This is a genomic window from Curtobacterium sp. Csp2 (genome assembly GCF_013347165.1).
Genome location: NZ_CP054593.1, coordinates 1,908,512 through 1,932,911, shown reverse-complemented (window position 1 = coordinate 1,932,911; position 24,400 = coordinate 1,908,512). Strand labels below are relative to the sequence as shown.

The window sequence follows — 24,400 nt, the reverse complement described above, 5'->3', positions numbered from 1 at the left end:
GTGGGCTCGGAGATGTGTATAAGAGACAGGAGCTACCCGTGCCTTCGGTCGCGGCGTTCACAGGCGTGCGGCGTGGATCGGGCTGACCAGGATCGCCCGGGCGCCGAGGTCGTAGAGCGCGTCCATGATGAGGTTCGCGTCCTCGCGCGGGATCATCACGCGGACGGCGGACCAGTCACGGTCGTGCAGCGGCGACACCGTGGGCGACTCGATGCCGGACGCCACCGCGGTCGCCTGCCCGAGCAGGCCCGTCGGGATGTCGTAGTCGAGCATCACGTAGCCGCGGGCGACGAGCACGCCCTGCAGCCGGCGGCGGAGGACGTCGATGCCCGGGATGGTCTCGTCGGTCGAGATGAGCAGCGCGGTCGACTCGAGGATGACCGGGCCGAAGATCTCGAGGCCGGCCGCGCGGAGCGTGCTGCCCGTCGAGACGACGTCGGCGACCGCGTCGGCCACGCCGAGACGCACCGCGCTCTCCACCGCGCCGTCGAGCTTCACCAGGGTCGCCGTGACGCCGTGCTGGGCGAGGAACTCGCCGACCAGGCCCGGGTAGCTCGTCGCCACCCGGACGCCCTCGAGGTCCTGCAGCTCGGTGAACCGGCCGGGCGTGCCCGCGAAGCGGAAGGTCGAGTCGGCGAACCCGAGCGCGTCGACCTCGTGCGCCGCCGACCCGGAGTCGAGGAGCAGGTCGCGGCCGGTGATGCCGACGTCGAGTGCGCCGGAACCGACGTACGTAGCGATGTCCCGGGGACGGAGGAAGAAGAACTCGACGCCGTTGCGCTCGTCGAGCAGGTGCAGCGCCTTCGGGTCGCGGCGACCGGCGTACCCGGCCTCCTTGAGCATCTCGGACGCGGTCTCGGACAGGGAGCCCTTGTTGGGCACGGCGATGCGGAGCATCAGGTGGTCTGCTTTCTGCTGGAGGTCGGGACGGCTGCGGGGGCGGTGGCGCTCCGTGCGCGACGCGCCTGCCTACAGATGTCGCCAGACGTCCGCCGGGGTGAGCCCCTTCGCGACCATGAGGACCTGCAGGTGGTAGACCAGCTGCGAGATCTCCTCCGAGGTGCGCTCGTCACCCTCGTACTCGGCCGCCATCCAGACCTCGGCGGCCTCTTCCACGATCTTCTTGCCGATCTGGTGCACGCCGGCGTCCAGTTCGGCGACGGTGCCGGAGCCCTCGGGGCGCGTGCGCGCCTTCTCGGTCAGCTCCGCGAACAGGTCGTCGAACGTCTTCACGGGGACCAGGCTACCGTCCTGCGCGGGTCCCGCCGACGCACCGTCCGGACGGGAGGCACGGATCGCCGCCGGCTCGCCGGTCACGTCGTCGACGTGGTCGGTCCGCGTCACGCGCGTGCCGCCGCTGCTGCCTCGCGCAGGTCCGCGATGCGCTGCGCCGGCTCGCCGCCGTAGACCGCCGATCCGGCGACGAGCGTGTCCGCGCCGCTCCGGACCGCCTCGGGGACGGTGTCGACGGCGATGCCGCCGTCCACCTCGAGCCAGACGTCGAGCCCGGACGCGTCCACCGCAGCGCGGGCGTCGGCGAGCTTCGGCATCACGGACGGCATGAACGACTGGCCGCCGAAGCCCGGCTCGACGGTCATGAGCAGCACCATGTCGTAGGCGTCGAGGTGGCGCAGGACCTGCGTGACGGGCGTCCCGGGCTTGATCGCCACCGCGGCACGGGCACCGTTCGAGCGGATCGCGGCCGCGGTGGCGACCGGGTCAGCGGCGGCCTCGAAGTGGAACGTGACGCTCGAGGCACCCGTCTCGGCGTACTTCGGCGCCTGCGTGTCGGCGTCGGTGATCATCAGGTGGACGTCGAGCGGGACCGGCGAGACCTCCTGCAGGCGCTGCACGATCGGCAGGCCGAGGGTCAGGTTCGGCACGAAGTGGTTGTCCATCACGTCGACGTGCACGAGGTCGGCGCTCTCGATGCGGTGCAGCTCCCGCTCGAGGTTCGCGAAGTCAGCGGACAGGATGCTCGGCGCGATGCGGATGGTCACCGCACAACCCTACCGACGCCCGCCCGGCCGCCGCCGCGCTGCCCCGCCGCCGCCCGTCGTCAGGCGGTGCGGCGGAACAGCGCGACGAACATGGCGTCGGTGCCGATCCGGTGCGGCCAGAGCTGCACGGTGCGGCCGTCCGCGACCTGCGGGTCCCTGGAGGCGACGCCGCGCACGACCCCGGCGGTGTCGAGCTGTTCGAGCACGTCGCCGTGCCTTGCCATGAGCGCGTCGACCTGCCCGCGCGTCTCGGCGAGGTGCGGCGAGCACGTGACGTACGCGAGCGTTCCGCCGGGGGCCAGGGCCCGGACGGCCGCGTCGAGCAGCTCGGCCTGGAGCGCCGCGAGCTCGGGGACGTCCTCCGGTTGCTTCCGCCACCGTGCCTCGGGCCGACGACGGAGGGCGCCGAGTCCGGTGCACGGCGCGTCGAGCAGGACGCGGTCGAACCGCTCGTCGCCCGGCTTGCCGAAGCGACGCCCGTCACCCTCGACGACGGTCACGACGTCGTCGCCGGCGACGGTCGCGAGGGCCTTCCGCACCAGTCCGGCACGCGCCGGCACGAGTTCGTTCGCGACCAGGGTCGCACCGCCCTGCGCTGCCTCGGCGGCGAGGAGCGCGGCCTTGCCGCCCGGCCCGGCGCACATGTCGAGCCACCGCTCCCCCGCCCGGACGGCGGAGGACCGGCTGAGCGCGAGTGCGGCGAGCTGCGAGCCCTCGTCCTGCACACGGAGCCGACCGGCCGCGACGCCCGGCACGCGCGCGGGGTCGCCGGTCGTCCCGCGGATGCCCACCGGGGACACCGGTCGCGCGTCCGTCTCGTCCCGCTGCGGACTGACGGGAGGCTCGTCCTGCGTCGCCTGGTCGTCCTCGGTCGCCGACGTGGCCGGGTCCGGCACGGCCTCGGCCGCCTGCACGTCCTCGGCCACCTGCACGTCCTCGGCCGTCGCGAGGCCCGGCAGCGCCACGAGCTGCACGCGCGGTGCGACGTTGTCGGCGGCCAGGAGCGCGGCGAGCTCGTCCCGGGAGCGTTCGGCGGCGAGGGCGTCCCGGAGCGCTGCGACCACCCAGGCCGGGTGCGACCAGCGCGTCGCGAGCAGGGCGTCGCCACCCCGGCCCTCGGTGATCAGCGCGTCCCACTCGTCGTCGGTGCGGGCCGCGACCTTGCGGAGCACGGCGTTGACGAAGCCCGTGGCACGGCGGGCACCGATCTCGCGGGTGAGCTCCACCGTCGCGGAGACGGCGGCGTGCGTCGGGGTGCGCATCCCGAGCAGCTGGTGCACCCCGAGCCGCATCACGTCGAGCACGTCGGACTCGACGTTGTCGACACGACGGCCGGAGGCGACGCCGATGATCGCGTCGTACCGGCCGAGCATCCGGATCGACCCGTAGGTCAGCTCGGTGGCGAACGCGGCGTCGCGGGCGGACAGGCCGGCACGGCGGATCCGGGTCGGCAGGAGCAGGTTCGCGTAGGCGTCGTCGACCTGCACGGCGCGGAGCACGTCGAACGCCACCCGACGGGCGCTGACCGTGCGCGGGCCGCGGCGCTGCTGCGCGGGGCTCACGACAGGACCTTCCCGTCCAGCGCGCCGAGGCCGCGTGCCCAGGCGGCACCGTCCATCGCCTGCTTGCCGGCCGGCTGCACCTGGAGCAGTGCGAGGGGCTCGTCCGCGGTGCCGACGAGCAGGCGACCGTCGACCAGCCCGAGCGCGCCGGGCGCGAGCCGCGGGACGGCGGAGGTCGCGCCTCCCTCCCGAGTGCTGCGCAGCAGCTTCACGCGGGTCTCGCCGAGGTGGGCGAACGCGCCGGGCTCGGGCGTCACGCCGCGGAGGCGGGCGTGCACGACGGCAGCAGGCGCGGTGAAGTCGATCCGCCCGTCCGCGATCGTCGTCTTCGGGGCGAGGGTCGGCTCGCCGACCTGCTCGCGGGCGACGGCGGTGCCCGCTGCGAGGGCGTCGACGACGCGCAGGACGGTCTCGGCACCGCGCTCGGCCATCGCGGCGAGGACCTCGCCCGCGGTCGCCTCGGGGTCGATGTCGAACGGGTCGCTCGCGTACACGGGCCCGGCGTCGAGCGCCTCGACGAGCTGGAAGACCGTCGCGGCGGTGCGGGTGTCGCCGGCCATCACCGCGCGCTGGACCGGGGCGGCACCGCGGTACGCCGGCAGGTCGGAGAAGTGCAGGTTCACCCAGCCGAGCCGGGGCGCGTCGAGGGCCGGGCGGCGGAGCAGTGCACCGTAGGCGACGATGACCCCGAGGTCGGCCCGCAGGTCCACCAGGCGCGCAGTGACGTCGTCGTCCACCCGCGTCGCCTCGATCACCGGCAGGCCGAGTTCCGCCGCGACCTGCGCGACCGGGGTCGGCGTGAGGACGCGCTTCCGGCCCTGCGGTGTCGGCGGCCGGGTGAGCACGGCGGCGATCTCGTGGTCGGACGCCGCGAGGCGACGGAGGGAGGGGACGGCCGCAGCGGGGCTGCCGGCGACGACGAGGCGCATGGGTTCCATCGTCCCACGGGCCGAGGTGTCCGACGCGCGCGGGCATCGCGGATCCCCGAACACGCTGCGAGCCCGCTGAGTAGCGTCCGGGTCATGAGTGACGTGACCACCTCCACCAACCGCTACGCCGGCTCGTCGATCCAGAAGGTCGCGCTGGTCGTCGGCATCGTCTTCCTGCTCGTCGGGATCGCCGGGTTCGTGCCCGGGCTGACGTCCGGCGACCTCGGCGGTGCCGGACACGGCTCGATGGCGATGCTGCTCGGGATCTTCCAGGTCTCGGTGCTGCACAACATCGTGCACCTGCTGTTCGGCGTCGTCGGCCTGCTCGCGGCGAACCGGGCGACCGGCTCCCGCATGTACCTCGTGATCGGCGGGGTCGTCTACTTCGTGCTCTGGGTGTACGGGCTGTTCACCGCCGGCACGATGTCCGGCGCGAACTTCGTGCCGCTCAACTGGGCCGACAACTGGTTGCACCTCGTGCTCGCGATCGGCATGGTCGCCCTCGGCGTCGTGTTCCCGCGCGGTCGCCGGACGCCCGTCGGCGCCTGACCCCCGGGGCCTGCCCCCTGGGCCTGCCCCCGGGAGCCGGCCCGCGAAACGCAACGTCGGCGGTTGCTCGCAGCGGTATGTCGCTGCGAGNAACCGCCGACGTTGCGTGTTGCGAGGGGATCGTCAGGCGGGGACGGCGGCGCGCGCGGCCACGAAGGCCTCGACGCAGCGGTCGACCTGCTCGGGGGTGTGCGCGGCGGAGAGCTGCACCCGGATGCGTGCCCGCCCCTCCGGGACCACCGGGTAGCTGAACGCCGTGACGTAGACCCCGCGGGCCTGCATCTCGTCGGCGATCCGGGCCGTGCGCGCCGCGTCGTGGAACATCACCGGGACGATCGGGTGTTCCCCGGGCAGCAGCTCGAACCCGGCGTCGGTCATCGACGACCGGAAGCGCGCGGCGTTCGCGGCCAGCCGGGCGCGGGCGTCGTCCGATCGCTCGATCAGGTCGAGCGCCGCCACCGTGCCCGCGGCGATCACCGGGGCGAGCGAGTTCGAGAACAGGTACGGCCGGGAACGCTGGCGCAGCAGGTCGACGATCTCCCGGCGGCCGGAGACGTACCCGCCCGAGGCCCCGCCGAGTGCCTTGCCGAACGTCCCGGTCAGGACGTCCACCCGGTCCGCGACCCCGCACAGCTCGGGCGTGCCCCGTCCGTGCGCGCCGACGAACCCGACGGCGTGCGAGTCGTCCACGACCACGAGGGCGTCGTACCGCTCCGCGAGATCGCAGATCTCGGCCAGCGGCGCGATCGACCCGTCCATCGAGAACACGCCGTCCGTGACCACGAGGCGGAACCGGGCGTCCGCGGCGGCGGCGAGCTGCGCCTCCAGGTCGGCGGTGTCCCGGTTCCGGTACCGGAACCGGCGCGCCTTGCTGAGCCGGATGCCGTCGATGACCGACGCGTGGTTCAGCTCGTCGGAGATCACTGCGTCCTCCGGACCGAGCAGGACCTCGAACAGCCCGCCGTTCGCGTCGAAGCACGACGAGTACAGGATCGTCGCCTCGGTGCCGAGGAAGCCGGAGACCCGTTCCTCGAGCTCGAGGTGCAGGTCCTGCGTGCCGCAGATGAACCGCACGCTGGCCATCCCGTACCCCCAGCGATCGAGGGCGTCCTTCGCGGCGTCCACGAGCTCCGGGGCGTCCGCGAGCCCGAGGTAGTTGTTCGCGCAGAAGTTCAGCAGCTCCGTTCCGCCGGCCTTGATCGCCGCGCGCTGGGGGCCGGCGATGCCGCGCTCCCGCTTCGTCAGCCCCGCCGCCTCGATGCCCGCGAGCTCTGCCTGCAGATGGTCCTTGATCGCGCCGTACATCACGCCTCCGTCCAGTCGATGACGACCTTGCCGCCGTCCGCGCTCGCCGCCGCGGCGAACGCCTGCTGCCAGTCCCGTGCCGGGAAGCGCCCGGACACGAGCGAGCCGATCCGACCGCGGAGCGCCGCGCTCGTCTGCAGCATGCTGCTCATGGTCTGCCACGTCTCGAACATCTCGCGGCCGTAGATCCCCTTCACGGTGAGCATGTGCGTGACGACCTTCCCCCAGTCGACCGCGATCGGCCCGGACGGGAGTCCGAGCATCGCGATCCGGCCGCCGTGGTTCATCGTCTCGACCATCGCCGGCAGGGCCGTGGGCGCGCCGGACATCTCGAAGCCGACGTCGAAGCCCTCGCGCATGCCGAGCCGCTGCTGGGCGTCGCGGAGGGCCCCGACCGCGTCCTGCGAGCCGGCGGTCGCCGCCCCACGTCCGGCGCCGGCGTCCGACACGTCGACGGCGAGGTCCGCGCCCATCGTCCTGGCGAGGGCGAGCCGGTTCGCACTGACGTCGGTGCCGACGACGAACCGGGCGCCGGCGTGCCGTGCGACGGCGATCGCCATGAGCCCGATCGGACCGCAGCCGGTGACGAGCACGTCCTCGCCGACGAGGGGGAACGCGAGCGCCGTGTGCACCGCGTTGCCGAGCGGGTCGAAGAGCGCGGCGACCTCGGGGTCGACGTCGGTGTGGTGCACCCAGACGTTCGCGGCGGGAAGCGTCAGGTACTCCGCGAAGGCGCCGTCCCGCTGCACGCCGACGCCCTTCGTGCGGATGCACATCTGGCGGCGGCCGGCCCGGCAGTTCCGGCAGGTGCCGCACACGATGTGGCCCTCACCGGAGACCCGGTCCCCCACGGCGACGTCGCGGACGGCGGACCCGACCTCGACCACCTCGCCGGAGAACTCGTGCCCGGGGACGAGCGGTGCGGAGACGGCCGACGCGGCCCAGTCGTCCCACCGCTCGATGTGCAGGTCGGTCCCGCAGATCCCGGTGCGGAGCACCCGGACGAGCACCTCGTCCGTGGCGGGGACCGGCACCGGTCGTTCGGTCATGATCAGTCCCGGACCGGCGTCCGGCTTCCAGAGCGCGCGCATCGGCGTCACCTCGTCACCTCGTTGTGCGTGTGGTGTGTTCGGCGGTGGCTCGTGGCCACCGTCCCTCAGCCTGGCACAGGTGGCCTCGACGCGCGGGGGCGGTCAGACCTCGGCGAAGGGCTCGGCGTCGTCGAGCCGGACGCGGAGCGTGGGTGCCGCACGACGGCGGTTGCCGCCGGGGAGCACCCGCCGGGTGGAGGAGCGCCGGATGACCTCGGCCTTGAGCGTCGCCGCGACCTCGGCGCCGTGCGCGTACGGGAACCGCACGATGGCCCGGACGGTGCCGGACGCCGGGTCGTCCTCGACCGGCACCGGACCGAGCACGTCGCCGACCAGGGTGTCCCCGAGGGCCTCGACCGCGGCCGTCACGGCGTCGTCCGTGCCGGTCAGGGTCGCGACCCGCACCGCCGGTGGGAAGTGCAGCGCGCGACGGTCGACGAGCTCCTCGTGAGCGGGGCCGTCGAGCCGCCAGGTGGCCATCGCGGTCGCGAGCCGGCCGCCGATGCCCACCAGGTAGACCTCGGACCCGGGGGCGCCCTTCGCCGCGGCGCCCGTCCAGAACCGCAGCACGTCTTCCTGCACGCGGAGGCCCTCGCGGGCGAGCATGCGCTCCCCGTCGAGCAGGAGCACGCAGGCGTAGCCGCCCGGCACGTTCGGCTCCGCGCCGCGGGTGGCGACGACGACCGAGGGGCGGGCGGGGACCTCGTCGAGCGGTCGGGAACCGTCGGCGACGACGATGCGGGTGCCCGGGAACGCCCGGCCGAGCTCGTCGGCGGTGCGCTGTGCGCCCTGCCCGACGGGCTTCACGGTGCCGTTGCCGCACGTCGGACACCGGAAGCCCACGGCGAGGGCGCCGCAGAACCGGCACTGCGGAGTCGCGCCGCGGTGGGGTTGGCCGAGCGGTCCCCCGCACACCCGGCAGTGCGCCCGTTCGCCGCACTCGGCGCAGACCAGGCCGGTGCCGAACCCGGGACTCGCGACCTGCACGAGCACCGGCCCGTGCTGACTCGCCTCGCGCGCAGCACGCCAGGCGGTGCTCGGGATGCGTGCCTGGGCCGCGAACCCCTCGGCACCGCCCTGCTGCACCGTCGGGATGACCTTCGGGGTTGGCTGCCGGTACGGAGCGACCTCGTCGAGCCAGTGCAGTTCGACGAGCCGTTGCACGTCGGTGCTCCGCGCGTGCGAGACGAACAGCAGCCCGGCGCCGGACTGGGCCGCCCGGACGAGCGCGACGTCACGGGTGTGCACGTACGGTGCCCGGGGCTCGACGAACGAGGCGTCCCCGTCGTCCCACACGACGATCAGACCGAGGTCGGTCGCCGGCGCGTACATCGCGGTGCGGTTGCCGATCGCCACGACGGCGTGCGACCGGGCCTGCAGCAGTGCCTTCGCCCGCGCGCCGTTCGTCTGCTTGGCGTCGAAGCGCACGACGCGCTCGACCGGCAGCACGGCGAGGAGTGCCCGCTCGAGGTCGGTGACGTCACGGAAGTCGGGGACCGCGACGACCACGGACTGCTCCGCGGCGACGGCGTGCGCCGCGGCCTGGGCGATCGTGGCGGCCCAGCCGGGGACCCAGACCGGATCCGGTCCCGGCTCGGGAGCAGCGGGAGCCGGGTCCGGGCGCAGCGCGACGGGGCTCGGCGCGACCGCGACGGGGTGCAGCGCGACCGGGTGCGGCAGGGCGGCCACCGCAGCGCGTCCGTGGTCAGAGACCAGCGCCTCCAGGACGCCCTCGGCGTACCCGGCGACGGGGCCGGCCGTGACCGACGGCGGCGACCACTCGGGATCCCGCGCGAGCCAGGCCTTCTCGGCGCGCACCTGCCGGGGCGGGACGGCGAGTCGGAGCACGTCGGAGGCGACACCCGCGGCCCGGTCGGCGACGGCCCGGGCGAGCGACCAGATCTCCGGTGCCAGGACCGGCACCGGCGAGACGACCTGCTCGACCGGGCTCAGCTCCCCCGCGAACGTCGTGTCGGCGTCGGCGGCGTCCGCCGCGACGACCTCGACCACCCAGGCGTCGGACATCCGCGCCCCGGTGCGCAGCGGCACCTTGACGCGGACGCCCGGCACGCAGTCGTCCTCGAGCTCGGCCGGCACCCGGTAGTCGAACAGACGGTCCAACTGCGGGAGCGGCGAGTCGAGGACGACACGCGCGACGACGGGCACGCGGTGCCCTAGACGGTGGCGGCGACGAGTCCTGCGGCGGCGCGGAGTTCCTCGACGCGGTCGAGCTGCTCCCAGGTGAAGCCGGGCAGCTCGCGGCCGAAGTGGCCGTACGCCGCGGTCTGTGCGTACCGGGGCTTGAGCAGGTCGAGGTCGCGGATGATCGCGGCCGGACGCAGGTCGAACACCTGCGTGATCGCGGCCTCGATCGTGGCGTCGTCGACGTGCCCTGTGCCGAACGACTCCACGTACAGCCCGACGGGCTTCGCGCGGCCGATGGCGTACGCCACCTGCACCTCGAGCCGGTCCGCGAGCCCCGCCGCGACGGCGTTCTTCGCGACCCAGCGCAGCGCGTACGCGGCCGAGCGGTCGACCTTCGACGGGTCCTTGCCGCTGAACGCGCCACCACCGTGCCGGGACGCACCGCCGTACGTGTCGACGATCACCTTGCGGCCGGTCAGCCCGGCGTCGCCCTGGGGACCACCGATCTCGAACCGACCGGTCGGGTTCACGATCACGTCGACGTGCGACGAGTCCAGGTCCACCAGGTCGAGCACCGGACGGATCACGTGCTCGGTGATCTGCGCCGTGAGCTCGGCGAGCGTCACCGCCGGCGAGTGCTGCGTCGAGAGCACGACGGTCTCGACGGTCTTCGGGACGACGCCGTCGTACCCGACCGTGACCTGCGTCTTGCCGTCGGGGCGGAGGAAGTCGAGCACACCGGTCTTGCGGACCTCGGCCAGACGCTCCGCCAGGCGGTGCGCGAGCCAGATCGCGACGGGCATGTACTCGGGCGTCTCGTTCGTCGCGAAGCCGAACATGATGCCCTGGTCGCCGGCACCCTGCCGGTCGAGCGGGTCGACGCCTGCGCCGGAGCGGCTGTCCAGGGACTCGTCGACGCCCTGCGCGATGTCCGGCGACTGCGCACCGATCGAGACCTCGACACCGCAGGTGCGACCGTCGAACGAGACCTCGGACGAGTTGTACCCGATGCCCGTGATGACGTCGCGGACGAGCTTGGGGATCTCGACGTAGCCCGAGGTCGTGACCTCGCCGGCGACGTGCACCAGCCCCGTCGTCACCATCGTCTCGACGGCGACGCGGGCGTGCGGGTCGACCGTGAGCAGCGCGTCGAGGATCGTGTCCGAGATCTGGTCGCAGATCTTGTCGGGGTGCCCCTCCGTCACCGACTCGGACGTGAAGAGGCGCAGGTTGGTGCTCGTCACCGCGGTCAGTCGGTGGGCTGCTGCTTGGTGACGGTCAGCTTGTCCTCGTTGATCTCGTGGAGAGCGACGGACAGCGGCTTGTCGTCGATGGTCGAGTCGACGAGCGGCCCGACGTTGTCGAAGAGCGACCCCTCGTGCAGGTCCGCGTAGTAGTCGTTGATCTGACGAGCGCGCTTCGACGCGAAGATGACGAGCGCGTACTTCGACTCCACCTTGGACAGCAGGTCGTCGATGGGCGGGTCGATGATGCCCTGGGGGTTGGCCATGGTGTCTCCAGTCGGCAGAAGATGGTGTGTGCCCCGGAGGGCACGGGCGCTCCCGGCTAGGGCGCAGTGAACAAGTCTACGACTTCTCGTGCCGCGGTGCCGACATCGGAGTTCACGATCCGCACGTCGAACTCGTCCTGGGCGGCGAGCTCGACCTTGGCGGTCTCGAGCCGGCGGGCCTGTTCCTCGGCGGACTCGGTGCCGCGGCCGATCAGGCGGCGGACGAGTTCCTCCCAGGTCGGCGGGAGCAGGAACACCAGGACCGCCTCGGGCATGGCGTCGCGCACCTGCCGCGCGCCCTGCAGGTCGATCTCGAGCATCACCTTGTCGCCGGCGTCGAGCGCGCGGTCGATGGGCGGCCGCGGGGTCCCGTAGCGGTAGGAGTTGTGCACGACCGCCCACTCCAGGAGCTCGCGGTCGCGGATCATCCGGTCGAACTCGGCGTCGTCGACGAAGTAGTAGTGCACGCCGTCGACCTCGCCCGGGCGTGGTTTCCGGGTGGTCGCGGAGACGCTGAGGTTCACGTCCGGGTACTGCTCACGGATGTACGCGCTCACCGTGCCCTTGCCCACGGCCGTGGGTCCGGCGAGCACGACGAGCTTCGACGTGCCACGCTTCCGGCCGCGCGCGGCGAGCCAGTCGGCCAGGGCCGAACGCTGCCGCGAGCCGAGTCCACCGAGGCGCTTCGACGGCGCGATCCGCAGCTCGCTCATGACGGCCTCGGCCCGGGCGGGACCGATGCCCGAGATGCTCGTCAGGAGGTCGCGGACGCGCAGCGACTTCTCGGCGGGCAGGTCGGCGTCGGACCAGGCCGCGCGGGCTACCTCGAGGGGGCTGCGCTCCCCCGACGCGACCTGCGCCTTGACCGCTGCCCGGGCGCGTCGCGCGGCCACGGCGGCGCGGGCGGCGGCGACCCGGTCGACCTCCGGCGGGTTCCGGTGCGCGGGGAGACCGCTGCGGTCGACGGGTGCGCCGTCCGTGCCGTCCGTCACGCGGCCACCTCCAGCGCCGCACGGATGCGGTCCGCCCGCTCCTGCACGAGCCCGGCGACCCCGTCGGGGCCGGCGGAGAGCAGCCCGCGGGACTCGCTCACGAGCACCTGCTCGGCACGCGAGCCGTACAGCGACCGGAGGTCCTCGATCCGGGCGCCCTGCGCACCGAAGCCCGGGGCGAGCACCGGCGCGGAGCCGATGGCCGCCGCGTCGATGCCGAAGTCGTCGAGGTCGAGGGTGGCGCCGAGCACGAGCCCGACGTCCCCGAGCGGCTGGTCGCCGCCGGTCCGGTTGTCGTCTGCCACATCGAGCACGATACCGGCCGCGACCGTCCGGCCGGCACGCGGGCCCTCGGCGACGACCGCCGTCTGCAGCAGTCGTGCCTCGGGGTTGCTCGTCGCGGCGAGCACGAAGACCCCCGCACCGTTCCGGCGCGCCACGTCGACGGTGCCGACGAGCGACCCGTAGCCGAGGTACGGCGAGACCGTCATCGCGTCGGCCCGGAACGGCCCGTCCCGGTCCAGCCAGGCCAGCGCGTAGTCGTCTCCGGTCGAGCCGATGTCGCCCCGCTTGACGTCGGCGACGACCAGGAGGCCCGCATCACGTGCCCGACGGACGGTCGCGTCGAGCGCGCGGTAGCCGGCGACCCCCGCCGCCTCGAAGAAGGCGACCTGCGGCTTGACGATCGCCGCGCGGCCGGCGGCCGCGTCGACCAGGGCGGCGCCGAACGCCGTCAGCCCCTGCTCGTCGCGGCCGAGCCCCCACGCCGCCAGGGTGGCGGCGTGGGGGTCGATGCCGACGCACAGTGCGGAACGCGACGCGATGGCGGCGGCGAGCCGCACGCCGAAGGGGGCCGTGCCTCTCCCCACCGGCACGGCCGGCCCGCCGCTGGCGCGTCGGTCCGGAACCGGCGGCGTGGGCCCTGTCCGGGTGTCAGCTGCCACGGGACCGGCCGTCACCAGGTCGCGCGCTCGAGCGCGTAGTCCTGCAGGCTGCGGACGCTGTGCGGCGTGCCGATCGTCTCGATCGCCGCGACCGCTGCACCCAGCTGCGCGATGGTCGTGAAGAGCGGCTTGTCCGCCGCGACCGTCGCCGCGCGGATCTCGTACCCGTCCGCGCGACCGGCGGCACCGGACGGCGTGTTGATGACGATGTCGACCTCGTCGCGGGCGAGCAGGTCGACGACGCTCTCACCGCCCTCGCTGTACTTGCCGACCAGCGTGACCTCGATGCCGTTGCGGCGGAGCACCTCGGCGGTGCCCTCGGTCGCGGTGATCGTGAAGCCGAGCTGCTGCAGGCGGTGCACCGGCAGGACCACCTGGCGCTTGTCGGTGTCCGCGACGCTCACGAACACCGTGCCGCTCGTCGGCAGGCCGCCGTACGCGGCGTCCTGCGACTTGAGGAAGGCGCGGGGGAAGTCGCGGTCGATGCCCATGACCTCGCCCGTGGAGCGCATCTCCGGGCTGAGCACCGAGTCGACGACCTGGCCGTCGTGGGTGCGGAAGCGGCGGAAGGGCAGCACGGCCTCCTTGACGGCGACCGGTGCCTGCGCGGGCACGGACGAGCCGTCACGCTCGGGCAGCAGGCCCTCGGCGACGAGCGCGTCGATCGAGGTGCCGGTCATGATGCGGCTCGCGGCCTTCGCGAGCGGGATGCCGAGCGCCTTCGAGACGAACGGGACCGTGCGGCTCGCGCGGGGGTTCGCCTCGAGCACGTAGAGCACGCCGGCGCCGATGGCGAACTGGACGTTGAGCAGGCCCTGCACGCCGATGCCGCGTGCGATCCGCTCGGTGGCCTCGACCACGCCGCGGATCTCCGCCTTGCCGAGTCCGACCGGGGGCAGGGTGCACGCCGAGTCGCCGGAGTGGATGCCGGCCTCCTCGATGTGCTCCATGATGCCGCCGATGTACAGGCGCTCCCCGTCGAACAGCGCGTCGACGTCGATCTCCACCGCGTCGTCCAGGAACCGGTCGACGAGCAGCGGGAGCTCCGGTCCGATGATCGCCTGGTCGGCCATCCGGTCGAAGTAGTCCGCCAGGGCGGCCGGGTCGTAGACGATCTCCATGCCGCGGCCGCCGAGCACGAACGACGGGCGGACGAGGACCGGGTAGCCGATCTCCTCGGCGACCGCGGTCGCGCTCGCCAGGTCGTGCGCGGTGCCGTTGCGCGGCGCGAGCAGGCCGGCCTGCTCGAGGATCGCGGAGAACTGCCCGCGCTCCTCGGCAGAGTCGATCGCTGCGGGGCTCGTGCCGAGGATGGGGATCCCGGCCGCCTCGAGCGGCTTCGCCAGGCCCAGGGCGGTCTGGCCGCCGAGCTGCACGACGACGCCGACGAGCTCGCCGGAAGCGGCCTCGGCCTCGATGACCTCGAGGACGTCCTCTGTGGTGAGCGGCTCGAAGTAGAGCCGGTCCGAGGTGTCGTAGTCGGTCGACACCGTCTCCGGGTTGCAGTTGATCATGATCGTCTCGAACCCGGCCTCGCTGAGCGCGAAGGAGGCGTGGACGCACGAGTAGTCGAACTCGACGCCCTGGCCGATGCGGTTCGGGCCGGAGCCGAGGATGACGACCTTCTTGCGGTCGCTCGGGGCGACCTCGGTCTCGGTGTCGTACGACGAGTAGTGGTACGGCGTGAGGGCGGGGAACTCGCCGGCGCAGGTGTCGACCGTCTTGAAGACGGGGCGGATGCCAAGGGCGTGCCGCGCGGTGCGGGCCTCCTGCTCGGAGATCCCCCGCAGGCCCGCGATCTGGGCGTCGCTGAAGCCGTGCTCCTTGGCCCACCGCAGGGTGTCCGCGTCGAGCGTCTCGGCTGCTGCGATCTCGGCCGCGACCTCGTTGATGAGGACGATCTGGTCGATGAACCACGGGTCGATCTTCGTGGCCTCGAAGACCTCGTCCGCGGTGGCGCCGGCGACGAGCGCCTGCTGCACCGTGACGATGCGGCCGTCGGTCGGAGTCTGCGCCTTCTCGAGCAGCGCGTCCTTGTCGAGCTCGGCCGCCGGCGTGTCCCAGTGGAAGCTCGAGCCGCGCTTCTCGAGGCTGCGCAGCGACTTCTGCAGCGCGGTGGCGTAGTTCCGGCCGATGGCCATCGCCTCGCCGACGCTCTTCATCGTGGTGGTGAGCGTGGCGTCGGCCGCCGGGAACTTCTCGAACGCGAACCGCGGGGTCTTCACGACGACGTAGTCGAGCGTCGGCTCGAAGCTCGCCGGCGTGACGCGCGTGATGTCGTTCTCGATCTCGTCCAGCCGGTAGCCGATCGCGAGCTTCGCGGCGATCTTGGCGATCGGGAAGCCCGTGGCCTTCGACGCGAGCGCCGACGAGCGGGAGACGCGCGGGTTCATCTCGATGACGATGAGCCGGCCGTTCGACGGGTCGACGGCGAACTGGATGTTGCAGCCACCGGTGTCGACACCGACGCGACGGATGATGTCGATGCCGATGTTCCGCATGTTCTGGTACTCGCGGTCGGTCAGCGTCAGCGCGGGGGCGACCGTGATCGAGTCGCCCGTGTGGACGCCCACCGGGTCGACGTTCTCGATCGAGCAGATCACGACCGTGTTGTCGAAGTTGTCCCGCATGAGCTCGAGCTCGTACTCCTTCCATCCGAGGATCGACTCCTCGAGGAGCACCTCGGTGGTCGGGCTGGACTGCAGGCCGTCGCCGACGAAGCGGACGAGCTCCTCCTCGTTGTAGGCGAAGCCCGAACCGAGGCCACCCATCGTGAAGGACGGCCGGACGACGAGCGGGTATCCGAGGTCGGCCGCGAACGCCTTCGCTTCCTCGAGGGTGTGCGCGATGTGGCTGCGGGCCACGTCGGCGCCGGACTCGAGGACGAGCTCCTTGAAGAGCTGGCGGTCCTCGCCGCGCTGGATCGCGTCGACCTTGGCGCCGATGAGCTCGACGCCGTACTTCTCGAGGATGCCCTCGGCGTCGAGCTTGATCGCCGCGTTGAGGGCCGTCTGACCGCCGAGGGTCGGCAGGACCGCGTCGGGCTGCTCGATCTTGATGATCTCCTCGAGCGACGCGCTCGTGATCGGCTCGATGTAGGTCGCGTCGGCGAAGTCCGGGTCGGTCATGATCGTCGCCGGGTTCGGGTTGACGAGGATGACGCGGACGCCCTCGGCGCGGAGGACGCGGCACGCCTGGGTGCCGGAGTAGTCGAACTCGGCGGCCTGCCCGATGACGATCGGGCCGGAGCCGATGACGAGGACGGAGTTGATGTCTGCGCGCTTCGGCATCAGTTGACTTCCTTCGTGACGTCGGCTGCGGGGGTCGTGGCGGTGGCGGTGGCCGCGTCGAGCGGCTCCCCCGCACGGCGCGCGCGGACCAGGTCGGCGAACCGGTCGAACAGGTACATGGAGTCGTGCGGGCCGGCCGCCGCCTCCGGGTGGTACTGCACGCTGAAGGCGGGCACGTCGAGGGCGCGGAGCCCCTCGACCACCTGGTCGTTCAGGGAGTAGTGCGAGACCTCGACCCGACCGAACCCGGCGGGCGACTCGACGACCTGGTCCAGGGGCGCGTCGACCGCGAAGCCGTGGTTCTGGCTCGTGATCTCGACCTTGCCCGTGGCGGTGTCGAGCACCGGCTGGTTGATCCCGCGGTGGCCGAACGGGAGCTTGTAGGTACCGAAGCCCAGCGCGCGGCCGAGGAGCTGGTTGCCGAAGCAGATGCCGAAGAACGGGCGGCCGGTCCGCAGCGACTGCTGCAGGAGTTCGACCTGCGCGTCGCTCGCGGCGGGGTCGCCGGGGCCGTTCGAGTAGAAGAGGGCACCACGTAGGTCTCCGGCGTGGAGACGATCGACGAGAAGCTCGCACCCTGCATCGCGGCCTGGTCGCGGACGGCGGCCAGCTGCTCGTCGGCGGACAGGTCCGCGTCCGCACCGCTGAAGACGCCGCCCTTCATGGCGCCCGCATCGCGGATCCGACGCGTCAGCGCGCGGGTGTCGATCCCGGAGATGCCGACGATGCCGTCGCGCTCCAGGTGGTCGTCGAGCGTGGCGTTCGCGCGGTGGTTCGACACGACGCGGCTGGGGTCGCGGACGACGTAGCCCGCCACCCAGATGCGACGGGACTCGGGGTCCTCGTCGTTGACGCCGGTGTTGCCGATGTGCGGTGCCGTCTGCACCACGATCTGTCCGGCGTAGGACGGGTCGGTCAGCGTCTCCTGGTAGCCGGTCATGCCCGTGGCGAAGACCACCTCACCGAGGGATCGGCCTCGGGCGCCGTACGCCCATCCGTCGTACCGGGTGCCGTCCTCGAGGACCAGCACGGCCCGTTCGCGTGTCATCAGTTCGTCCCTTCGCCCGCGGGGTGCGGGTGTTCGTGCGTCGTCGTCAGTCCCTGCAGGGCGGCGAGTGCTGCTGCGCCGCCCTCCGGGAACCGGAAGTAGGTGTCGAGGTCCGTCGCACCTGCGGCGCCGGTCGCCGTCCATCGCAGACGGACCAGTCCCCCGGGCTCGACCACACGGTCGATGGCCCACGTGGCGCGGTCGGCGCCGCGCACGGCGTCCACCGCGATCCAGCGGTCCACGGCGCCGGCGTGGTGCAGGACCACCCCGGTGTCGTGGACGGTCACCCCGCCGCGGCCCCGGAACCCGAGACCGCCGGCGGTGATGCGTTCGAGTGGCTCGTCGGCGCGGGTCGTCGCGACGGTGAACCCGTCCCAGGACCCGGCTGCCGGTCCGACGTCGGTCGGGACCGGGACGGGAGGCACGGCTGCCGTCTGGTGCCTGGCCCGCGTCCGCCAGGTGCGCGCCATGGCGACGAACAGCAGGGCGACGAGGGCCAGGACGATCCCGCCGACGAGCCAGCGCAGCGCGTCACCACTCATGCCGTCGCCTCCGCCCGCACGCTGCGCGCGTGCGCCGCGACGGTCTCGGCGTCGACGAGCCGGCCGTCGAGCACCGTCGGGGCGCCGTGGTGGAAGGTCGCGACGACCCGTCCGGGCAGGCGCATCCCGAGGTACGGGGAGTTCTGCGACTGGCCGGCAAGATCCGCCACGGAGAACTCGCGGACGGCCGCCGGGTCGTAGAGGGCGAGCTCGGCTGGAGCGCCCTCGACGATGCGCTGTCCGTGGCCCTCGACCTGCCCGATGCGCGCCGGCGCCTCGGACAGGACGCGCGCGACGTCCGCCCAGTCGAGCTGTCCGGACTCGACCACGGCCGCGTGCACGACGCTGAGCGCCGACTCGAGTCCGACCATGCCGTTCGCGGCGGCCGGCCACTCGCAGCACTTCGCCTCGGCGGTGTGCGGCGCGTGGTCGGTGGCGACGATGTCGATGGTGCCGTCGGCGAGTGCGGCGCGGAGCGCGTCCACGTCCTCGCGCGAGCGGAGCGGCGGGTTCACCTTGTACTTGGCGTCGTACCCGGGCGCGCCGTCGACCCCGGCGATGAGGTCCTCGGTGAGCACGAGGTGGTGCGGCGTGACCTCGGCGGTGACGTCGATGCCGCGGGACTTGGCCCAGCGGATGACCTCGACGCTGCCCGCGGTCGAGACGTGGCACACGTGCAGGCGCGCTCCGACGTGGTCGGCGAGCAGCACGTCGCGGGCGATGATCGCCTCCTCCGCCACCGCGGGCCAGCCGGCGAGCCCGAGCTCCGACGACAGCCGGCCCTCGTTCATCTGCGCGCCGATGGTGAGCCGCGGTTCCTGCGCGTGCTGCGCGAGGACCCCGCCGAAGCCCTTGATGTACTCGAGCGCCCGGCGCATGAGCAGCGGGTCGGCGACGCAGGACCCGTCGTCCGAGAACACCCGGACCTTCGCCCTGCTCGTCGCCATGGCCCCGATCTCGGACAGGTGGGTTCCCTGCAGCCCCTGCGACACCGCACCGATCGGGCGGACCGTGACGTACCCGGCGTCGTCGCCGAGCGCCTGCACCTGCTCGACGACCCCCGCCGTGTCGGCGACCGGCGAGGAGTTCGCCATCGCGTTCACCGCGGTGAAGCCGCCGGCGGCCGCCGCTCGCGACCCGGTGAGCACCGTCTCGGACTCCTCGAAACCGGGCTCGCGGAGGTGCGTGTGGAGGTCCACGAGGCCGGGCAGCGCGATCAGCCCGTCAGCGTCGACGACCGTGGCCCCGGCCGCGTCGAGACCGGACCCGACCGCGGTGATGCGCCGCGCCTCCAGGCGGATGTCGGCACGCGTGCCGTCGACCAGCTGCGCGCCACGGATGAGGTGAGCGGTCATGCGACGGACTCCTTCGGTTCGTGCTCGCCCGTCAGGGCGAGGTAGAGGACGGCCATCCGGACCGACACGCCGTTCGCGACCTGCTCGACGACGGTCGAGCGGGGGTCGTCGGCGGCGACGCCGGCGATCTCGAGTCCGCGGTTCATCGGCCCCGGGTGCATGATCAGCGTGCGCTCGGACAGGGCCGCCGCGCGGGCCGCCGTCAGGCCGAAGTGCCGCGTGTACTCGCGGGGGTTCGGGAAGAACGCGTCGTTCATGCGCTCCTGTTGGATGCGGAGGAGCATCACGACGTCCGGGTCCTCGGCGAGGGCCGCGTCGAGGTCGTGGTGCACTGCTCCGCCGAACGGGCGGTCGACCGCCGGCAGGAGCGTCGGCGGAGCGGCGAACGTGACCTGGGCGCCGAGCGTGCGGAGGAGCCAGGCGTTCGACCGGGCGACGCGGCTGTGCAGGACGTCGCCGACGATCGTCACGCGGACACCGTCCAGGGCCGCGCCCCGGCTGGCGTCACCGTGCAGCCGACGGCGCATCGTGAAGGCGTCGAGGAGCGCCTGGGTCGGGTGCTCGTGCGTCCCGTCGCCGGCGTTCACCACCGGGACGTCGATCCAGTCGGCCTCGGCGAGGACCCGCGGAGCGCCGGACGCGGGGTGCCGCATCACGATGCCGTCGATGCCCATCGCGCCGAGGGTCTGCACGGTGTCCTTGAGCGACTCGCCCTTCGAGACGCTCGAGCCCTTCGCAGCGAAGTTGATGACGTCGGCGGAGAGCCGCTTCGCCGCCGCCTCGAAGGAGATGCGGGTGCGGGTGGAGTCCTCGAAGAACAGGTTGACGACGGTCTTGCCGCGGAGGGCCGGGAGCTTCCGGACCTCGCGCGTGTTGACCTCGGCCATCTCCTCGGCGACGTCGAGGATCCGGACGGCCTCGTCGCGCGACAGGTCGGCGGTGGAGAGCAGGTGGCGCATCAGGCGTCGTCCCCCCGCTGCTCGATCACGACTTCGTCGGTGCCGTCGGTCTCGGTGAGGCGCAGCGTCACCCGCTCGTCGGACGCCGTCGGCAGGTTCTTGCCGACGTGGTCCGCCCGGATGGGGAGCTGCCGGTGCCCGCGGTCGACGAGCACGGCGAGCCGCACCGCACGGGGCCGCCCGATGCCCTGCAGGGCGTCGAGGGCGGCCCGCACGGTGCGGCCGGAGTACAGCACGTCGTCGACGAGCACGACGACCTTGCCGTCGATGCCGCTCGTCGGGATCGTGGTGCGGTGCGGTGCACGACCGATGCCGTGCCCCAGGTCGTCCCGGTGCATCGTCACGTCGAGCGTGCCGAGGCGCTGGTCGCGCTCGGCGGCCCACTCGGGCTCGATGTCCGCGAGCAGCGACGCGAGCCGCTCGGCCAGGACGGCACCCCGCGTCGGGATACCCAGGAGCACGAGGTCCGAGGCACCGTGGTTGGCCTCGAGGATCTCGTGCGCGATGCGTGTCAGGGCACGCATGATGTCGGGCTGTTGCAGGACCGTTCTGGTGCCCACGCCGACCTCCTTCCCCGCCTCACCGGACGGACTTAAAGGACGCTGACGTGGTCAACCCTACCGGGACTCCTGGTCCCCTGCGACCGTCCGGCCGGACGGTGCGGCGTCGTCGTCGGAGGGAGCGGTGGCCGCCTTCGCCGACGGTGCACGGCCGCCCGCCACGGCGCCGAGCACGCCGTTCACGAAGCTCGCCGAATCGTCGGTCGACAGCGACTGCGCGAGCTCGACCGCCTCGGCGATCGCGACCGCGTCCGGGACCTCCGGGTTGTACCGGAGCTCCCAGACGCCCATCCGCAGGATGCAGCGATCGAGCACGGGCATGCGGGCGATGGACCACCCCTGCGCGTGCTCCACGATCACCTTGTCGATGGCCGACCGGTCGTCGTCGACGCCGGTGACGATCTGCCGGGCGTAGTCCCAGCTCGAGGCACGCTCGGGCTGGTCGAGGTGTCGGACGGTCTCGGTCGCCAGGGCGTCGGCGATCGGGAGCTCACGCACCTCGGCCACGTACAGCATGTCGAGGGCGCGCTTGCGGGCCTTCGAACGAGCACTCATGGGGCGGTCGCCTAGGAGTTGACGCGGCCGAGGAAGCTGCCGTCGCGCGTGTCGATCTTCACGGTGGTGCCGTTCTCCAGGTACAGCGGCACCTGGATGCGGTGGCCGGTCGCGATGATCGTCGCGTCCTTCGTGCCGCCGGAGGAACGGTCGCCCTGCAGGCCAGGCTCGGTCTCCACCTCGGTGACGATCGACGTCGGGAGCTCGATGTAGAGCGGGTTGCCCTCGTTCATCGCGATGGTGACCATCGCGGACTCGAGGAGGAAGTTCTTCGCGTCGCCGACCACGGCCTCGGAGACCGGGATCTGGTCGTAGGTGTCGGTGTCCATGAACACGTAGGACTCGCCGTCCTGGTACAGGTACTGGTAGTCACGGCGGTCGACGGTCGCGGTGTCGATCTTCGCGCCGGCGTTGAACGTGCGGTCGACGACCTTGCCCGAGACGACGTTCTTCAGCTTGGTGCGGACGAACGCGCCGCCCTTGCCCGGCTTGACGTGCTGGAACTCGACGACCGACCAGAGCTGCCCGTCGATGATGAGAACGGCGCCGTTCTTGATGTCAGTGGTACTCGCCATGGGTCTTCCGTTCGATGGTGTTGTGAAGGTCTCCCGGACGTGCGTCCGGTCCCGACGGCGGCCGGGAGGCCCGTGCCGACGCCCCGACGAGTGTAGCGGACGGGCGCGGGACGGCCAGGCGCGACGGCGGGCGCGGGGCGGCGGGCGCGCGCCGGCGGGCGCGGGTCAGCGTCGTCGGCGCGCCCGCCACGCGTCGACCGCGGCCCACAGGAGCAGCACGACGGCCGCACCGCCCATCAACCCGCCGGCGGCGCCGGTGGACAGGACCGCCGTCGGCCGGGCCGGCATCGCCAGGTACACGATCGACAGCACCCCCGCACCGGCGCCGAGCAACACCAGGAGCACCCGGCGGATCAGTCCCGACACGACCTCGCGGTCCCGCCGGTCCGAGAACAACCGGATGTTGACGGCGAGCTTGCCGTTCTCGAGTGCCTCGCCGATGCGGTCCACGCGTCGCGGCAACCGACGGACCGTGGACACGACGCCGAAGAGCTCGCGGATCGCCAGGTCCCGCACCGCACGGGGGCGCAGCTGGTCGCGGATCTGCCCCCTGGCCAGGTCCCGCGACTCCTCGAGCAGGTCGAACGACGGCGCGAGCGTCCGGAGCGTGCCCTCGAAGATCGCCAGCGCACGTGCTGCCGCGACGAAGTCCGGCGGCGGCTTGAGCCGGTACCGACCGAACACGGCGACGGCGTCGTCCACCGTCTCGACGCCGATCCGCGCACCGGGCCCGAGCTCGTCCGCGACGAACGCCGCGATGTCCCGGCGGAAGTCGGCCTCGTCCTCGGCGTTCCGGACCGGCGCCATCCGCAGCACACCGTCGGCGATCCGGGCGGTGTCGTCCTGGATGTACCCGGCGAGCAGGTCCTGCACGGTCTCGCGGAGTCCGGGGTCGAGCCGCCCGACCGACCCGAAGTCGATGAGCGCCGGGCGGCCGTCCGGCAGCAGCACGACGTTCCCCGGGTGCAGGTCGGCGTGGTAGATCCCGTCGAACACGACCTGCCGCAGGAACGCGTCGAGGACGGCGCGCATCGGCTCGTCGAGGTCCCGCGTCGACCGGGCGGCACGCAGCGCGCTGAGGGTCTCGCCCTCGAGGAACTCCATGACCATCACACGTCGGCTCGACAGGTCCCGGTAGGGCTCCGGGAACGCCACCGCGTCGGGCCGGGCGCTCCGTGCCTGCGCGGCGCGGAGTGCTGCGAGGTTCCGCATCTCCGACGAGAAGTCCACCTGCCGGACCAGGTCGTCGGCGTACTGCTGCGCGACGTCGGCGACCCCGACCTGCCGCGCCTCGGTGCTCGTCCGGGCCAGGAACCGCACCACGCGGAGCGCGATGTCGACGTCGCGACGCACCGCCGCGTCGATGCCGGGGCGCTGGACCTTCACCGCCACGACCGTGCCGTCCTGCAGCGTCGCACGGTGCACCTGCGCGATCGAGGCGGCGGCGACCGGCTCCGGGTCGAAGCTCGCGAACACCTGGTCGACCGGGGCACCGAGCTCCTCCTCGAGCAGGGCGGCGACCGCGCCGGCGTCCGCCGGGGTCACGCTCCGCTGCAGGTGCGCGAGCCCCTCGGTCCACTCCTCCGGCAGCAGGTCGTCCCGCGTCGAGAGCAGCTGGCCCATCTTCACGAAGCCGCCGCCGGCCTCCTCGAGGGCGCGACGGAGGTCTTCCGCCTGGTCACGACGCAGGTCGGCGGTCTCGGGGGCGTGCGAGAAGTCGAGCCGGCGGAAGGGCAGCAGACGGTGACGACGGGCGATCGCGAGCAGCTCGGCGAAGCGGCGGCCACGGGACCGCAGGCTGCCGGCGTCGACGTCCTGCTGACCGAAGTCACTCAGACGGGGCGGGGTGGGCACCGGACCAGTCTGCTCCCCCGCCCTGCGCACCTGCCGCGCTCCTCCACAGCCTGGAGGCACGGCGCGCCCTCCACAGGTCGGCTCGCCTCCGACGTCGGCGTGCGCCCGGCGCGCGACGTTGGGTGACATGGAGACCGCACTCGTCGCGGCGAGCATCGCCGCCCTGGCGTCCACCGTCGGCGCCGTCGTCAGCTGGTTCGGCGCGTTCCAGGCGCGACGGACCGTGATCCGCCACCACGCCTGGGAACGCTTCACCTGGGCGCTCCGTCAGCAGCCGCACGACCGTGCGTACGACATCTCGATCGCTGTGTTCCGGAACCTCGCGACCGTATCGTTGTGCCCGAAGTCTGATCGCCGACTGGCGTACCGCGCGCTCCGTCGTCGGGAACGGGCCGCAGCCGACGCCGAACGACCGCAAGGACCGACCGCTGGACAGGAGGCCGACTCATGAGGATCTTCCGACCACTGCCGGACGCACTCGATCCAGACCGTGACGACGACGAGTACTGGGCGTGGGAGAACGGGGCCACGCTCGACGAGTTCCGCGAGTGGGAACGCACCGGTGTGCTGACCGTCTCGATGCGCGTACGGTGGTGGTGGCGTCGGACACGACCCACGCTGCGGTGATCCCGCGC

General features: G+C 72.8%; 23 protein-coding genes and 1 pseudogene. 3 read left to right on the top strand and 21 right to left on the bottom strand.

Features of this window, described 5'->3' with window-relative positions:
• Positions 1–57: 57 nt before the first annotated feature.
• The 5 genes from hisG to HUN59_RS09415 form a co-directional block, all read right to left on the bottom strand.
• On the bottom strand, positions 58–897 hold the full coding sequence (gene hisG / locus HUN59_RS09435; RefSeq protein ID WP_174778195.1) for an ATP phosphoribosyltransferase: 840 nt from the start codon (positions 895–897) through the stop codon (positions 58–60).
• 72 nt (positions 898–969) lie between these two features.
• Positions 970–1,233: a phosphoribosyl-ATP diphosphatase gene (locus tag HUN59_RS09430; protein WP_058742152.1), complete on the bottom strand. Its 264-nt coding sequence runs from the start codon at positions 1,231–1,233 to the stop codon at positions 970–972.
• Between the two features lie 107 nt (positions 1,234–1,340).
• Entirely contained in the window at positions 1,341–2,000 is a 660-nt protein-coding gene (rpe, locus tag HUN59_RS09425) for a ribulose-phosphate 3-epimerase (protein ID WP_058742139.1), read from the bottom strand.
• 59 nt (positions 2,001–2,059) lie between these two features.
• Positions 2,060–3,562, bottom strand: coding sequence for an RsmB/NOP family class I SAM-dependent RNA methyltransferase (locus tag HUN59_RS09420; protein ID WP_254630033.1), 1,503 nt, complete (start codon positions 3,560–3,562; stop codon positions 2,060–2,062).
• Entirely contained in the window at positions 3,559–4,491 is a 933-nt protein-coding gene (locus HUN59_RS09415; RefSeq protein ID WP_174778194.1) for a methionyl-tRNA formyltransferase, read from the bottom strand. Before HUN59_RS09415 ends, HUN59_RS09420 begins: the two co-directional genes overlap by 4 nt.
• A gap of 93 nt (positions 4,492–4,584) precedes the next feature.
• Here HUN59_RS09415 and HUN59_RS09410 point away from each other — a divergent pair, with 93 nt between their 5' ends.
• The gene (locus HUN59_RS09410; protein WP_174778193.1) at positions 4,585–5,040 is read left to right on the top strand and encodes a DUF4383 domain-containing protein; all 456 of its coding nucleotides are present in this window, start codon (positions 4,585–4,587) and stop codon (positions 5,038–5,040) included.
• Positions 5,041–5,163: 123 nt separating this feature from the next.
• On the opposite strand, the gene HUN59_RS09405 is transcribed toward HUN59_RS09410, so the two are convergent.
• The 16 genes and pseudogenes from HUN59_RS09405 to HUN59_RS09330 form a co-directional block, all read right to left on the bottom strand.
• A complete protein-coding gene (locus HUN59_RS09405; protein ID WP_174778192.1) occupies positions 5,164–6,345 on the bottom strand; it encodes a glycine C-acetyltransferase in 1,182 nt (393 codons plus the stop codon).
• The gene (tdh, locus tag HUN59_RS09400; RefSeq protein ID WP_174779444.1) at positions 6,345–7,436 is read right to left on the bottom strand and encodes an L-threonine 3-dehydrogenase; all 1,092 of its coding nucleotides are present in this window, start codon (positions 7,434–7,436) and stop codon (positions 6,345–6,347) included. The genes HUN59_RS09405 and tdh overlap by 1 nt, the downstream gene beginning before the upstream one ends.
• A 102-nt stretch (positions 7,437–7,538) precedes the next feature.
• Entirely contained in the window at positions 7,539–9,602 is a 2,064-nt protein-coding gene (locus HUN59_RS09395) for a primosomal protein N' (protein ID WP_174778191.1), read from the bottom strand.
• Positions 9,603–9,610: 8 nt separating this feature from the next.
• Positions 9,611–10,825 (bottom strand): methionine adenosyltransferase, encoded by a 1,215-nt coding sequence (metK, locus tag HUN59_RS09390; RefSeq protein ID WP_058742135.1) that lies wholly within the window; start codon positions 10,823–10,825, stop codon positions 9,611–9,613.
• A 5-nt stretch (positions 10,826–10,830) separates the two neighbouring features.
• Positions 10,831–11,091 (bottom strand): DNA-directed RNA polymerase subunit omega, encoded by a 261-nt coding sequence (rpoZ, locus tag HUN59_RS09385; RefSeq protein ID WP_058742134.1) that lies wholly within the window; start codon positions 11,089–11,091, stop codon positions 10,831–10,833.
• 56 nt (positions 11,092–11,147) lie between these two features.
• Complete coding sequence (gmk, locus tag HUN59_RS09380; protein ID WP_058742133.1) at positions 11,148–12,083, bottom strand: guanylate kinase; 936 nt, start codon at positions 12,081–12,083, stop codon at positions 11,148–11,150.
• Positions 12,080–12,958, bottom strand: coding sequence for an orotidine-5'-phosphate decarboxylase (gene pyrF / locus HUN59_RS09375; RefSeq protein ID WP_174778190.1), 879 nt, complete (start codon positions 12,956–12,958; stop codon positions 12,080–12,082). Before pyrF ends, gmk begins: the two co-directional genes overlap by 4 nt.
• 80 nt (positions 12,959–13,038) lie before the next feature.
• Positions 13,039–16,317, bottom strand: coding sequence for a carbamoyl-phosphate synthase large subunit (carB, locus tag HUN59_RS09370; RefSeq protein WP_174778189.1), 3,279 nt, complete (start codon positions 16,315–16,317; stop codon positions 13,039–13,041).
• Positions 16,317–17,365: pseudogene (locus HUN59_RS09365) on the bottom strand (carbamoyl-phosphate synthase small subunit). The gene carB and the pseudogene HUN59_RS09365 overlap by 1 nt, the downstream one beginning before the upstream one ends.
• Positions 17,365–17,907 carry a PH-like domain-containing protein gene (locus HUN59_RS09360; RefSeq protein ID WP_174778188.1) on the bottom strand — a complete coding sequence of 181 codons (543 nt, stop codon included), beginning with the start codon at positions 17,905–17,907 and terminating at the stop codon, positions 17,365–17,367. Before HUN59_RS09360 ends, HUN59_RS09365 begins: the two are co-directional and overlap by 1 nt.
• A complete protein-coding gene (locus tag HUN59_RS09355) occupies positions 17,904–19,262 on the bottom strand; it encodes a dihydroorotase (protein WP_174778187.1) in 1,359 nt (452 codons plus the stop codon). The genes HUN59_RS09360 and HUN59_RS09355 overlap by 4 nt, the downstream gene beginning before the upstream one ends.
• On the bottom strand, positions 19,259–20,221 hold the full coding sequence (locus HUN59_RS09350) for an aspartate carbamoyltransferase catalytic subunit (protein ID WP_058742128.1): 963 nt from the start codon (positions 20,219–20,221) through the stop codon (positions 19,259–19,261). The genes HUN59_RS09355 and HUN59_RS09350 overlap by 4 nt, the downstream gene beginning before the upstream one ends.
• A complete protein-coding gene (gene pyrR, locus HUN59_RS09345) occupies positions 20,221–20,745 on the bottom strand; it encodes a bifunctional pyr operon transcriptional regulator/uracil phosphoribosyltransferase PyrR (RefSeq protein ID WP_254630050.1) in 525 nt (174 codons plus the stop codon). Before pyrR ends, HUN59_RS09350 begins: the two co-directional genes overlap by 1 nt.
• A 93-nt stretch (positions 20,746–20,838) precedes the next feature.
• Positions 20,839–21,336, bottom strand: coding sequence for a transcription antitermination factor NusB (gene nusB / locus HUN59_RS09340; protein ID WP_174778185.1), 498 nt, complete (start codon positions 21,334–21,336; stop codon positions 20,839–20,841).
• 11 nt (positions 21,337–21,347) lie between these two features.
• On the bottom strand, positions 21,348–21,911 hold the full coding sequence (gene efp, locus HUN59_RS09335) for an elongation factor P (protein ID WP_058742126.1): 564 nt from the start codon (positions 21,909–21,911) through the stop codon (positions 21,348–21,350).
• Between the two features lie 165 nt (positions 21,912–22,076).
• Positions 22,077–23,765 carry an ABC1 kinase family protein gene (locus tag HUN59_RS09330; protein ID WP_174778184.1) on the bottom strand — a complete coding sequence of 563 codons (1,689 nt, stop codon included), beginning with the start codon at positions 23,763–23,765 and terminating at the stop codon, positions 22,077–22,079.
• A gap of 127 nt (positions 23,766–23,892) precedes the next feature.
• On the opposite strand from HUN59_RS09330, the gene HUN59_RS09325 reads away from it, so the two are divergent.
• Both HUN59_RS09325 and HUN59_RS09320 read left to right on the top strand, forming a co-directional pair.
• The gene (locus HUN59_RS09325) at positions 23,893–24,216 is read left to right on the top strand and encodes a hypothetical protein (protein ID WP_174778183.1); all 324 of its coding nucleotides are present in this window, start codon (positions 23,893–23,895) and stop codon (positions 24,214–24,216) included.
• Positions 24,213–24,392 (top strand): hypothetical protein, encoded by a 180-nt coding sequence (locus HUN59_RS09320; RefSeq protein ID WP_058742123.1) that lies wholly within the window; start codon positions 24,213–24,215, stop codon positions 24,390–24,392. Before HUN59_RS09325 ends, HUN59_RS09320 begins: the two co-directional genes overlap by 4 nt.
• Positions 24,393–24,400: the final 8 nt, after the last annotated feature.

Bases quoted from the DNA above. Each gene is read 5' to 3' on its own strand.
- efp (WP_058742126.1), bottom strand. From the start codon at position 21,911: ATGGCGAGTACCACTGACATCAAGAACGGCGCCGTTCTCATCATCGAC.
- HUN59_RS09325 (WP_174778183.1), top strand. From the start codon at position 23,893: ATGGAGACCGCACTCGTCGCGGCGAGCATCGCCGCCCTGGCGTCCACC.
- nusB (WP_174778185.1), bottom strand. From the start codon at position 21,336: ATGAGTGCTCGTTCGAAGGCCCGCAAGCGCGCCCTCGACATGCTGTAC.
- HUN59_RS09355 (WP_174778187.1), bottom strand. From the start codon at position 19,262: ATGACCGCTCACCTCATCCGTGGCGCGCAGCTGGTCGACGGCACGCGT.
- hisG (WP_174778195.1), bottom strand. From the start codon at position 897: ATGCTCCGCATCGCCGTGCCCAACAAGGGCTCCCTGTCCGAGACCGCG.
- HUN59_RS09415 (WP_174778194.1), bottom strand. From the start codon at position 4,491: ATGCGCCTCGTCGTCGCCGGCAGCCCCGCTGCGGCCGTCCCCTCCCTC.
- rpoZ (WP_058742134.1), bottom strand. From the start codon at position 11,091: ATGGCCAACCCCCAGGGCATCATCGACCCGCCCATCGACGACCTGCTG.
- HUN59_RS09410 (WP_174778193.1), top strand. From the start codon at position 4,585: ATGAGTGACGTGACCACCTCCACCAACCGCTACGCCGGCTCGTCGATC.
- tdh (WP_174779444.1), bottom strand. From the start codon at position 7,436: ATGCGCGCGCTCTGGAAGCCGGACGCCGGTCCGGGACTGATCATGACC.
- HUN59_RS09350 (WP_058742128.1), bottom strand. From the start codon at position 20,221: ATGCGCCACCTGCTCTCCACCGCCGACCTGTCGCGCGACGAGGCCGTC.
- carB (WP_174778189.1), bottom strand. From the start codon at position 16,317: ATGCCGAAGCGCGCAGACATCAACTCCGTCCTCGTCATCGGCTCCGGC.
- HUN59_RS09320 (WP_058742123.1), top strand. From the start codon at position 24,213: ATGAGGATCTTCCGACCACTGCCGGACGCACTCGATCCAGACCGTGAC.
- HUN59_RS09405 (WP_174778192.1), bottom strand. From the start codon at position 6,345: ATGTACGGCGCGATCAAGGACCATCTGCAGGCAGAGCTCGCGGGCATC.
- pyrR (WP_254630050.1), bottom strand. From the start codon at position 20,745: ATGCGTGCCCTGACACGCATCGCGCACGAGATCCTCGAGGCCAACCAC.
- HUN59_RS09360 (WP_174778188.1), bottom strand. From the start codon at position 17,907: ATGAGTGGTGACGCGCTGCGCTGGCTCGTCGGCGGGATCGTCCTGGCC.